7 protein-coding genes and 3 pseudogenes are annotated in these 12,287 nt (G+C 61.4%); 5 read left to right on the top strand and 5 right to left on the bottom strand.

Going from position 1 to position 12,287, the window contains the following annotated elements; genetic code table 11:
• Positions 1 to 128 precede the first annotated feature (128 nt).
• Positions 129 to 1,115: a right-handed parallel beta-helix repeat-containing protein gene (locus tag AC0L3I_RS31005; RefSeq protein ID WP_473529446.1), complete on the bottom strand. Its 987-nt coding sequence runs from the start codon at positions 1,113 to 1,115 to the stop codon at positions 129 to 131.
• Here AC0L3I_RS31005 and AC0L3I_RS31000 point away from each other — a divergent pair.
• From AC0L3I_RS31000 to AC0L3I_RS30990, 3 genes and pseudogenes are all read left to right on the top strand, one after another.
• Positions 1,096 to 1,332, top strand: coding sequence for a hypothetical protein (locus AC0L3I_RS31000; protein WP_473529445.1), 237 nt, complete (start codon positions 1,096 to 1,098; stop codon positions 1,330 to 1,332). The genes AC0L3I_RS31005 and AC0L3I_RS31000 overlap by 20 nt on opposite strands.
• Before the next feature lie 244 nt (positions 1,333 to 1,576).
• Positions 1,577 to 1,905 (top strand): annotated as a pseudogene (locus AC0L3I_RS30995) (DegT/DnrJ/EryC1/StrS family aminotransferase); the annotation flags it as partial.
• Positions 1,902 to 2,282, top strand: a pseudogene (locus AC0L3I_RS30990) (transposase); the annotation flags it as partial. The pseudogenes AC0L3I_RS30995 and AC0L3I_RS30990, both read left to right, overlap by 4 nt.
• Here AC0L3I_RS30990 and AC0L3I_RS30985 read toward each other — a convergent pair.
• From AC0L3I_RS30985 to AC0L3I_RS30970, 4 genes are all read right to left on the bottom strand, one after another.
• Complete coding sequence (locus tag AC0L3I_RS30985) at positions 2,283 to 2,408, bottom strand: hypothetical protein (protein WP_473529444.1); 126 nt, start codon at positions 2,406 to 2,408, stop codon at positions 2,283 to 2,285.
• Between the two features lie 168 nt (positions 2,409 to 2,576).
• Positions 2,577 to 3,440 (bottom strand): LuxR C-terminal-related transcriptional regulator, encoded by an 864-nt coding sequence (locus AC0L3I_RS30980; RefSeq protein ID WP_473489130.1) that lies wholly within the window; start codon positions 3,438 to 3,440, stop codon positions 2,577 to 2,579.
• Between the two features lie 884 nt (positions 3,441 to 4,324).
• Entirely contained in the window at positions 4,325 to 7,507 is a 3,183-nt protein-coding gene (locus AC0L3I_RS30975) for an efflux RND transporter permease subunit (RefSeq protein WP_473529443.1), read from the bottom strand.
• Positions 7,504 to 8,715 carry an efflux RND transporter periplasmic adaptor subunit gene (locus AC0L3I_RS30970; protein WP_473529442.1) on the bottom strand — a complete coding sequence of 404 codons (1,212 nt, stop codon included), beginning with the start codon at positions 8,713 to 8,715 and terminating at the stop codon, positions 7,504 to 7,506. The genes AC0L3I_RS30975 and AC0L3I_RS30970 overlap by 4 nt, the downstream gene beginning before the upstream one ends.
• Positions 8,716 to 9,567: 852 nt before the next feature.
• Here AC0L3I_RS30970 and AC0L3I_RS30965 point away from each other — a divergent pair.
• A pseudogene (locus tag AC0L3I_RS30965) lies at positions 9,568 to 9,761 on the top strand (transposase); the annotation flags it as partial.
• A gap of 259 nt (positions 9,762 to 10,020) precedes the next feature.
• Positions 10,021 to 12,282 carry a 2OG-Fe(II) oxygenase gene (locus AC0L3I_RS30960; protein ID WP_473529441.1) on the top strand — a complete coding sequence of 754 codons (2,262 nt, stop codon included), beginning with the start codon at positions 10,021 to 10,023 and terminating at the stop codon, positions 12,280 to 12,282.
• The last annotated feature ends 5 nt before the right edge of the window (positions 12,283 to 12,287 follow it).

Raw genomic sequence — 12,287 nt, 5'->3', positions numbered from 1 at the left:
CCCCCCCCCCCCCCCCCCCCCCCCCCCCCCCCCCCCCCCCCCCCCCCCCCCCCCCCCCCCCCCCCCCCCCCCGCCCCGCGCCCCCCCCCCCCCCCCCCCCCCCCCCCCCCCCCCCCCCCCCCGCCCGTTCAGACTGCGTAGTCCCAGGCGAACTGGTTATCGATGTGTGCCATTGGGGTGGCGGCGGCATCCTCGTGCACGTCGGCTACGACCGCCTTTGACTTGTCCCAAATGATGTTGTTGGGATTGCCAGGGTTGGTGTAGCTCGAGTTCAGGACGCTGACCCCGCCGGAGCTGACATTCCAGATCAGTCCATTCGACGAGGACAGCCCGCGGCCCTGGTCCTCGTTGATACCGTCGAACGACCTCGTGTCATCGAAGGTGACATCGCTCGCGTAGGACGAGAACGCGCCATTGCCCTGATGGATGGCGTCAACGTTCTGCACCCTGCCGCCGGTTGATGCGTTCTCGAACATGACGCCGACGCCGGTCACGGAGTTGTTACCGTCGATCACCCCGTTAGAGATCGTCGTATTCGGGCTGCCATAGACCGAGACGATGTCCTCAGGATGCGAACTGCCGGCTTCGTTGACGGCATAGAAGTCGGTCAGCGAACTATTGCCCGAGTTGTTGAACTGGACGAACTGACCGCGCGGCATAGGCCCATGGAAGTTGTAGCCATCGACGTTCGAAAGATCCGCGCCGGGCGAGTTCAGGAGATAGATGCCGGTCGAGCCTTCCCGCACCGTGGTGTTTTGAACGGTCAGGTTCGCGGCGTTTTCTGCGTTGATGTTGTTGATGTTCGGGCTCGTCTCGGCGTCGATTCCCGCCGGCGGGTCGGCGTTGATGACCTCGGTGTTCTCGATCGTGACGCCGTTTGCGCCCGATACCATCACCCCGTCGCCTTCGACGTGATGAATACGACAATTGCGCAGGATGACATTGTCGTGCGTAATCGTGACCGCGTCCCCGTTGGTGACGTAGATGTCAAGATTTTCAATCACCTGGCCATCGTACTCCGATTGGATCGGTGTGGTGGTGTGGGTAAGACCCTGCGCCGGCTGCGTGGATGCCGTCGACGCGGAAGCGGTGGAAGTGGGAGCCTCGGTCGTCACGGTCGAGGTCGGGCTCGACGCGGCTGTCTCCGTCGACGTGGAAGCCGTGGATGCCGTCGACGCGGAATCGGTGGAAGTGGGAGCCTCGGTCGTCACGGTCGAGGTCGGGCTCGACGCGGCTGTCTCCGTCATCGCGCTTGAGTTGTTCAACCTTTCCGAGTGTTTCCACTGCATTCCCTTGTCGGAATTCATCGACTTCATGTGTTTCTCCAGTTAAAATGTTAATCACTATAAGTATCTTTAAGGACACCCATCGACAATAAACGATAATTTATCGCCTTAACGAAACTCCGCTTATACAACCAGAAATTTCGTCTGGGGGTATAATGCTAACATTCATGACCAGAATACGGCGTGGATAGGGCTATACTGAGACTCTCCCGGGCGATCGGCCTGCGTTCAAACCTGCGCCTACGTCGGATTGCAAACGTCGCCTGGTATCTCGGATCACGCGTGACCTTACCCCCGAGCAGCAGGAGACAAGGTCATGCATGCTAGTCGGCCAACACAGCATGAGCGTTACCGACACAGTCCGGCACGGCTCGAAACAGGTGATCTACGAGGGCTATCCTGAACTCGGCTACAATTACCGCCTGACTGACCTGCAGGCTGCCATCGGCGTGAACAACTGCAACGGCTTCTCGCACTCTTCACGCGGCGGAGGCAGTTTGCGGCGCAATATGGTGAGCGCCTTCGCGACATCGCCGAACTGGAAACGCCTGCCGAGCCTTGCTGGACTCGCAGCAACTGGCAAAGCTATTGTGTGAAATTCCCCCACTGGTTCGACCAGCCCGGAAGGGAAAGGGCGCGGGCCTTGTCCTGCCCTATTGCGATACCGAGGCGATGCGGGAGCACCTCGCCGAGATCAGCCGGAGCGTCGACGACGGCGCGCATGCGGTGCTCATCCTCGATCAGGCCGGATGGCATGTGACTCCGAAACCGAAGGTGCCGGACAACATCATCCTGATGTTCCTGCCGCCGCGCTCACCGGAACTGAACCCAGTCGAAAACGTCTGGCAGTTCATGCGCGACAACTGGCTCTCCAACCGTATCTTCAAGGACTACGACGACATCGTCATCCATTGCTGCGCCGCAAGGAACAAGCTCGTCGACCAGCCGTGGAAGATCATGTCCATCGGACTCCGCGAATGGGCGCATCGGTCATGATCACCGCTCGTTGTGCTGCCCGCTTAGCAGCCCGAAGCCCGTCTCGAGAAACCATTTGCCTTTCGTCGAGTAGGCTTCCTCGTCGATCTGGGTGAGGACCGCCACCAGTTGGTCGCATTTCCACACCAGAACCCCGATTCTCCGCCCTCGACCGTTCCGATCCGCACTTCGCTGAACGAAAATCCAGAAGTAATTTTTGCTTTGCCCACTTTGATAAAGCCCTGAACTTCAAAATGGTAGTAACACTGGCGGGGTCCACCTCATGCGCCCCTGCGATGCCGTCTCCACCGCTCGCTACCATCGCCGGGGGATGATTTGAGCGTATGGTTCTTGATAGCGGAGCGTCATATCAGGGCGAAGCTTTGGCAAAAGCGAATCCACCAGCCCGAATGATGATATATTGTGAAACGGCTGAGTTGCCATCTTTTCGCTCCCCGACGGGGCATTGCCAGATGCGGGAGTAAGCATGCCATGGTTCATCGCCCAAACTGCAGCCTGTGTACGGTTGCGGACCCGGATCTTTCGGAGGATGGCCTTGACGTGTACCTTCACCGTAGCTTCGGCAATGTTGATCTCGCGCGCGATGGCTTTGTTAGACTCCCCTTCGATTAAGCGGCGTAGAATACAGTTTTCCCGATTTGACAAAATTGACGGTTCTTGATCCTCATGCTCCACGTTAATAACCACCTTTGTTAACTCATCAGCTGCCGCGTCAGGTTTCAGATCATGCCTTATTTCTTGAATAGCCGTTGAAGTTTCAGCAGGCAACACCGTCTGCCCTAGCATAACCAATTCGAGAGCTTTGATGAAGGTGTCGTAAGCAGCGACTTTTGTTAAATACCCGTCTGCCCCCGCACGAAAAGCTGAAACTATATCGGTCGATCGACAGTGATCGGCTAGCGCGACGGCATGGCTGGTCGGATAAATCGCTTTGAATTCTGCAATTTGTGCGAATTCAGCATCCGCATCAGTACCGCCGACATCTATGATGAGCAAGATGGACCGGTGCTGGGCTAGCGGCTTCTGCAGAAGATCGTGAACACAAGCCACAGAGAAAAGGACACGAAACTTTGCCGCATCCAGGATTCGACTAAGGCCTTCTCGGAGTAACTCGCTCGGCCCGACAAGTACTGTTACAAACGATTGTCTTGTCATCATTGCCTCTCGCTCCGGCGCGATTGAGGTACACGCGTCGAGTAGAGCACTCCACGCGCCAACCGCACTCGATGCCCTCGGTTTCCTCACTCCCTCCTTGGCGAGAACAGGGTGGGCAGTGTAACGTCTATTTATAAGCAGTCTCTAACATAGGTTGCTTTTTCGGTAAATTTCGCCGCAAACCGACGTCAAGCTAGAACCCCAGGGCGCGGCAATCTGCCTGAAGACGCAGGGATGGCACGGCTTAGCCATCTCAAACCGCTGGTAGTCGAACGACGATCCTGAGCTAGCGAGCCGCCGCCAGCCCGCGATTTGCCATCCCTGCTAGCTGCTAAATAATTCCCTGTTAGCGCGTACAGGGAATTTGGCGCTAAAGCATTGAATCTGCGCAGAGATTTCTTAGAGAAAATTGGGCCAGGCCCTCAAAAACCTAGAAATTCACTGTTTTTCGGCGCCTATCAGGGAACATTGGACAGAGACTGGTTCGCCAGAGACTGCCACCACCACCATTGTCGCTCAATATCAATAATTTATGGCCGACGTCTATCTAAAGTGGGCCACTTGAGCTCCGCTATACCCGCCGTATTCAGATTGAATGTTGTCGCCTGACCACGATCCAAGGGCAGGAGAAGCGATCTTGTGCCTGTTTCTATCCTCTATTTTTGCTCCTGTTCGTCGGTCGGCCGACGACCCCAACGGCGATCGGCTCGATGCGCTTTTCTGAGCGATCCAGACGGCCTGGGCGTGGACGATGCGAAGCGAGCGATACGGCGCGCCGGAACATCTCGATCCCCTCGAGGGATGGATCGCCGATCCATCCCTCCGCGAGGTCCAGGAACCCGCCGGTCCGGCTTCAGCCTGAACCCGGCGCCTCATCGGCTCGGCGTCTACTCGGCTGCGCCGCTCTCGGAAGCCAGGGTCTGGCCGGCTTCAGGCCGCCTGCGCCGGAATGTCCTGCGCAGAGCAACGTAGAAGACCGGCGTCAGGAAGAGGCCGAACAACGTCACGCCCAGCATGCCGGAGAACACGGCCGTGCCGAGCGATTGGCGCATTTCCGCGCCAGGCCCGCTGGCGATCACTAGCGGCACCACGCCCAGGATGAAGGCGAATGCCGTCATCAGGATCGGCCGCAGCCGCAGCCGGCAGGCCTCGACAGCCGCCTCGACGGCGTCAAGGCCGCGCTCCTCACCTTGGCGCGCGAACTCGACGATCAGGATCGCGTTCTTCGCCGCCAGGCCGATGAGCACGATCAGCCCGATCTGCACGAGGATGTTGTTGTCGAGACCGCGGAAGGCGACGCCCAAGAGGGCGGCCAGCACGCTGAGCGGGACGATAAGCACGATGGCGAAGGGCGTAATCCAGCTTTCGTATAGCGCGGCGAGCGCCAGAAAGACGAACAGAACCGACAGGCCGAAGATGAAGACCGCCGTGTTGCCGGTCTGCCGCTCCTGGAAGGCGAGTTCAGTCCATTCGAAGGAAGTGCCCTGCGGCAGCGATTCGGCTGCGATCCCCTCCATCAGGTCGAGCGCCGTGCCCGTGGCGACACCCGGCGCTGCATTGCCCTGAAGCGGCACGGAGACATACATGTTGTAGCGTTGCACGAGCGAGGGACCGGTGACGTCGCGGATCTCGACCAGTGTGCCGAGCGGCACCAGGTCGCCGGCCGCCGAGCGCACCTTCAGCTTCAATATGTCGTCGCGATCGATGCGGAAAGCCTGGTCGGCTTGCGCCCGCACCTGGTAGACGCGACCGAAGGCATTGAAATCGTTGACATAGGCGGTGCCTAGATTGATCGACAGCGTCTCGAAGATGTTGGGGATCGGCACGTTCAGCATGCGCGCCTTGTCGCGGTCGATCGCCAGGAAGAATTGCGGGCTGGAGGCCGAGAAGGTGGTGAAGACGCCCATCAACCCGGGCGTCTGGTTGGCCTTGCCGGCGATTTCGTTGGCCAGCGCCAGAATCGGCCGCATGTCGGCGCTGTTGCGCTCCTGGAGCATCATCTTGAAACCGCCGGAGTTGCCGATGCCCCGCACTGGCGGCGGCGGCAGCGCGATGATGAAGGCCTCCTGGATGCTTTGCAGGCTGCCAAACAGCGTGCCGATGATCTTGTCGGAAGTATCGCCGCTCTCGAGCCGTTCCTCGAAGCTCTTGAATGGCGCGAAGATCACGCCGGAATTGCTGGCGTTGGTGAATGTCGCGCCGTTGAATCCTGCGAAGGCGACGGCGTTGGCGACACCCGGCGTCTCGCGGATGATATCCGACGCCTTCTGGATGACTGCGTCCGTTCGGGCGAGCGAAGAGCCCTCCGGCAATTGCACGACGACGATCGCATAACCCTGGTCCATGTTCGGGATGAAGCCGCGCGGCACCGTCTGCAGCATGTGATAGGTCGCGTAGAGCAGGCCTGCGAAGACGAGCAGCATGGCGGCAAGCGCCAGAGTCGTGCCGACCAGTCTGTGCACCAGCCACGCATAGCCGTCCGCCATCCTGTCGAACCCGTTGTTGAACCCGTTCGCCAGAGCGCGGCCGAACCTTGCCAGGAAGAAGTTCGAATGTTCCTCGATGTGCGGCTTGAAAAGCACGCCAGCGAGAGCCGGCGAAAGCGTCAGCGAGTTGAATGCGGAGATCGCGGTGGAGACCGCGATGGTGATGGCGAACTGCAGGTAGAACTGGCCGGAAATCCCGGGAATGAAAGCCGCCGGAACGAAGACGGAGATCAGCACCAGCGAGATCGCGAGGACCGCGTTTCCCACTTCATCCATGGTCTTGTGCGCAGCGGCGCGCGGAGCGAGCCCCAGCCGGATGTTCCGCTCGATATTTTCCACAACCACGATGGCGTCGTCGACAACGATGCCGACCGCCAGCACCAGCCCGAACAGAGTGAGCATGTTGAGCGAGAAGCCGAAGGCGAGCAGCACGGCAAGCGTGCCGATCAGCGAGACCGGTATCGCCACGATCGGCACGATCGCCATGCGCCACGACTGCAGGAACACGATGATGACGATCACCACCAGCAGGATCGCCTCGGCGATGGTGACATAGACCTCGTTGATAGATTCGGCGATGAACTCGGTCGGATTGTAGATGATCTCGTAGGCCAGCCCCTCCGGGAAATCCTCCGAAAGCTCCGCGATGGTCTCCTGGATTTCTTCCGCCGAGGCCAAGGCATTGGTGCCCGGCCGCTGGAAGATGCCGAGCGCCACCGCCGCCTTGTTGTTGAGATAGGAATTGGTGACGTAGTCCCTGGCGCCGAGCTCTATGCGCGCCACGTCCTGCAGGGAGATCAAGCGGCCGTCCTCAGTCGACTTGACGATGACGTAGCGGAAGTCGCGCGCGTCTTCGAAGCGCCCTTGCGTGGTGACCGTATACTGGAAGGCCGAGCCGTCGCCAATCGGCGGCGCGCCGATCGAGCCGCCCGACACCTGGACGTTCTGGTCGCGCAGCGCCTGGACTACGTCGCCTGCGGTCATGCCGTAGGCGGACAGCTTTTCCGGGTCGAGCCAGACGCGCAGCGAATATTCGCGCTCGCCGAAGATCTGCACGTCGCCGACGCCGTCCAGTCTCAGCAGGACGTCGCGCACGCGCGAACGCGCATAATTCGAGACGTAGAGCTGATCATATGTGTCGTCGGGCGACAGCATATGGATGACCATCATCAGGTCGGGCGAACTTTTCGCCGTGGTGATGCCGAGCCGGCGCACCTCTTCCGGCAGGCGCGCTTCGGCGATCGAGACGCGGTTCTGGACCAGCACCTGCGCCGCGTCGAGATCGGTGCCGGGGCGGAAGGTGATGGTGAGCGACATCGAGCCTTCGCCGGAGGAATAGGACGACATGTAGAGCATGTGCTCGACGCCGTTGATTTCCTGTTCGATCGGCGTCGCCACGGTCGCGGCGACCGTCTCGGCGTCGGCGCCCGGATAGGAGGCGCGCACCACGATGGTCGGTGGCGCGATTTCGGGATATTGCGCGACCGGAAGCTGCGTATAGGCGATGCCGCCGACGAGCACGAGCACGATCGACAGCACCACCGCGAAGATCGGGCGGTTGACGAAGAAATGGGCGAAGTTCATTGCGTCTGCCCTTCGGCTTCAACCTTGGGCGGCAACGTGGTCATCTCGGACTTGACGGTGACGCCCGGCCGCACTCGCACCAGCCCGTTGATTACCACGGTCTCTTCGCCGGTGAGGCCCTCGCGGATAACGCGATAGCCGTCGATGCGCGGGCCGGTGCGGACCGGCTTGGCCGAGATCAGGCCTGCCTCGTCGACAACGAAGACGATGCGGCGGTTCTGGTCGGCGCCGATCGCCTCGTCAGGCAGAAGCACGCCCGGATGCGGCAACGAGCCGGGCACGTTGATGCGGCCGAACATGCCCGGCTGCAGCACGCCGTCCTTGTTGTCGAAGCGCGCCCTGGCCCGCATCGTGCCGGTAGCTTCGTCCAGACGGTTCTCGGCGAAGTCGAGCTTGCCCTTGAACGTCGCTTCATCACGGTCGGCGACACGGACGACAACATCGACGCCGCCGGCGCCCTCCTGCATGACGCCGCCGCGCTCGCGGGCGTCGCGCGCATAAGAGAAGTAGGTCCGCTCATCGATGTCGAAATAGAAGTTGATCGGGTCGATCGAGACGATGGTGGTCAGCACGGTCTGGTCGGCCTGCACCAGATTGCCCGGCGAGATGAGCCGGCGGTCGACCCGGCCGGAAAACGGTGCCTTGATCGCGGTGAATTCGAGATCGAGACTTGCGTTTTCAAGTGCCGCCTCCGCGCCGTCCAGTTGCGCTTGGGCGGCGAGATATTCGCGGCGGCGGTCGTCCAGTGTCGAAACCGGTATGTTGCCTTCGCGCGATAGGGTCTCGGCGCGCTCGAACTGCATCTTGCTGAATTCGACCAGGGTCTTGGCCGAGTCGACCTGCGCCTGCGCCTGGTTCAGCGCCGCCTTGAACGGCCGCTGGTCGATGGTGAACAGGAGGTCGCCCTGCTTGACCAGCGTACCGTCCTGGAAATGGACCTGGTCGAGATAGCCGCCGACGCGGGAGCGCAGCGAAACCTGGTCGACGGCCTCGAAACGGCCGACGAACTCATCGTCCTCGACGATATCGCGCACCAGCGGCTTGGCTACCGTGACGACGGGCGCGGGAGGCGCTTCCTGCGCCTGTGCGGCCGGGGCCGCGAGCAAGCCGATCGCCGCGAAGGCGGCGGCGGCGAGCCATTTTGCAGGGACGTTTCTGCTGGAGGGGGCGGCCAGAGAATCGTGGCGGAGGCGTGCAGTGTGAACCATGGGTTACCCCTCGTAATCGGCCCTTCATGCGAAGTCCGTAACATCTAGGCAGCGGGTGTGCCGCACAAATCAATTTTTTGAACTGACCACCACAACCGACAGCTTGCTATAGAACAAACATCGAACATCATCAACCTTGACAAGGAAGCGGCTAACCGGGGAGCGCGAACGCACATCTCGCGTTTATCCGCTGCGTAGGCATCGCCATGCGCTCGAGCTAAAGCGGATCTGACAAGCCATTGCGCATCCCGACGTGCGGCGGTTCTGTCGGGAGGAACAGGGCCGCTCTCGCGTAGAGGTCCGACCTGCTTCTCATTCTGCGGTTATAGGCGGCGATATAGGCTTCGATGAAATCGGCAGATTGGACATTTGCTACACTCCGAAAACGCTATTGCACCACCCGCATAGCACTGGGACGTGACAACCGCACGTCCGCTCGTCTCTCCTGCAGTTTGGAAAAAAGATCGTCGATAAGCGGCGCATGTATGGCGCGAACGAGGGTGAGGTCGAACCGGTCAAGCACCTTATCGGAAGCGTGCTGCTGTGGCGTGACAATCGTGAAGGATGCACTCTGCAATTAGAGAAGTGACGCTACCGCGACCCCTCATGTGAGACTGAAACACCGGCAGGATTTCCTCGCTCACGCGTGAACCTGAGCGAGGCGTTCATCGCTATAGTGGGGCAGAAACATCAAAAAACATTGGAGCAGATTTGAACACTCTGCAGTCCCCCTGATTTCCAAGTACTTGATTTTTAATGGTTCCCAAACCTCCTCCGGGCCCACCAAAAGTTTTGATTCATTGATTTGCTAGATTTTCTTGTTTGCTTTGGCGCCACGATTTGGACTCGAACCCCTCGATCGACTCGGAGCTGCTGATCCGCATGCTGATCGTCGGCTACTGCTTTGGCATCCGCCCGGAGCGGCGGCTCGGTAGGAGGCGCATCTGAACCGGCCTTGCGGTGGCTTTTGCCAGCTCGGCCTGGAAGGCGATTTGCCGGACCATTCGACATTCTCGAAGGCGCATCATAGTCGCTTCCGCGATGCCGGCTGCGCGAGCTGCCAGAGGCCGTTGTCCGTCCATTGCGCCGCGGAAATTCTCTATCGTGGCCCTTCATTGGGCGCTCCACAGCGCTGCTGAGTCTGATATCCGAGTTTTGATGAACGAGAAGGGCCATTTCTCAGATAAAGCGCAACGACAAGTATCGGGTGTCTTTGCTGTGCAAATTTCTTGAGAGGCCGACGCGCCGGGTCTAGGTAAGGTTTTCCATACGCTGTGTTCATTTTCCAGACTGTCGGGAGTACTCATGTCGTCGATCGCCGCCGCCCTGCCTGATTGCCTGCGCTCGGTCGAGCGCCCCGGCGACTTCTGCGTCGGTGGCCTGCGGGAAATCTTCATGCCGACGATCGACGTGGAGGGCGTGGGCAGGATCGCCTTCCCGCTTCCGGAGGCGCAGGCCGAGCGGCTGGTCGCCGTAGCCGAGGCCGCACCCCATGGACGCGGCGAGGAAGCGGTGCTCGATCGCGACGTGCGCAGAACCTGGCAGATCGACCCGCGCAGGATCCAGATCGGCGGGCGTAGTTGGGAGCCGACGCTGGCCGAGCTCGTCACCGACGCGGCCCGCGGCCTTGGCGTCGAAGAGCCGGTCGCGGCGGACTTCTACAAGCTTCTCGTCTATGACGCCGGCAGCTTCTTCCTTAATCACCGGGACACCGAAAAGACGCCCGGCATGTTCGCGACCCTGGTGATCGTGCTTCCCTCTGCTCATCGTGGCGGCGAGCTGGTCGTGCGGCACCTGGGTCGAGAGGTGATGTTCGATCTGCACCCCGAAGATCCGTCGGAAATTGGATTCGCCGCCTTCTATGCAGACTGCTTGCATGAAGTGCGCCCGGTCATCACCGGACATCGCCTGATCCTCGTCTATAATTTGCGCTTCCTCGGCAAGAGACGCTCGCTGCCGGCGCCCGACTATCGCGCGGTCGAGGCGCACGTCGCGGACCTGCTGCGCGGGTGGGCGGGCGTCGAGGACGAGCCCGACAAGCTGATCGTGCCGCTCGAGCATGCCTACACGCCGGCGGAGCTGTCGTTCGACGCCCTCAAGGGGGCCGATGCGGGCGTGGCGTCGGTGTTGATCGAGGCGGCAGCGGCGGCGGAGTGCGATCTCCATCTTGTCCTGGTATCGATCGAGGAGAGCGGCAGCGCCGAACACACCGGCAATTATCGCCGCAGGCGCTGGGATCGAGACGACGAGGGCGATGAAGAATTCGAAGTCGCCGAAGTTTTCGAGAGCTCGCTGACCCTGTCCGCATGGCGGCGTCCGGACGGCGGCGAGATCGGGTTTCAGGATTTTCCATTCGATGAGGAGGAGCTCTGTCCGCCCGATGCGTTCGAAGATCTTGCGCCGGACGAGCAGCATTTCCATGAGGCGACGGGCAACGAGGGCGCCTCTTTCGACCGTACGTATCGCCGCGCCGGTCTGGTGCTGTGGCCGCGCGCGCGGCGGCTCGCGGTGCTTAACCAAGCCGGCCTCGGGGCGACGCTGCCGTATCTCGAAGATCTGGCGAAGCACTGGGAGACGAGCGACATCGCCGTCAAGCGACAGGTGTGGGGGGAGGCTGATGAGCTTTCGGGACAGATGCTGCGCTCCTGGCCCCGTGAGACATGGCGCGGGGAGAGTGATACCGCCGCTGGTCGGATGCTCGACCTGCAGGTCCGGCTGGGCAACGCGGCGCGCATCGATGAGCTCCTTGCGGAGCTTTCTTCCAACGGCCATTACGCGGCGTCCGATAACGACGCCATCGTGCGAGCCGCCGCACTTCTTCCGCCACGGCGGGCCACGGACTTGCTGGTCGAGATCGTCAGACGCAATACCGCGGCCCATCTCGGCGCCTGCGGCGACTTGCTGCTGCGTTGCGTAGCGGCGCCGACCGAGTCCGTTGGCGACGCCGCGAAGATCGGCGCAGCTTTGATCGACGTCTTGCCGGGTGACCCGGCCAAACGTGCCAAGCTCGACCCCTGGACGCGACCTGCGTCCGTACGGCCTGGCTTCGTCGTCGATCTCCTGACGGCGACGAGCAAGATCGACGCCGGGCTCGCGGCGCGCGCGATCGAGAACTTGCTGGCCTGGCCCCGGACCTACACGCCGGACGCGGTGCTGGTCCCGGCGGCACTGGCCTTCGCCAAGCGGTCGCAGAGCATGGCATGGCCGGCCGTCGGCCGGCTGCGTGAGGCGGCTCTCGACCATCTGCGCGGTCGCATCGCGCTGCCGCTGGAGGCTCCACGGGACTGGTCGCGTACCAATCCGCTCAAATGCACATGCGACGACTGTCGCGCACTCGGCGCATTTCTGATTGCCCCTCATCAACAGCAATGGCGCCTAAGGGCGGCCCAGAACCGGCGGACCCACGTCGAGGAGAGCGTCCGAAACGCCGCGTGCGACCTTGACCTCGCCACCGAAAGGCGCGGCAGCCCGCACACGTTGATCGCGACCAAGAACCAGGCCAGTTACGAGCGACGCGCGAAACAGCGCCGGCAGGATCTGGAACATGTATCGGCGCTGGGGGGATGAAGGCT

This window comes from Mesorhizobium sp. WSM4840 (assembly GCF_055811755.1).
This window is presented reverse-complemented; position numbering and strand designations above follow the sequence as displayed.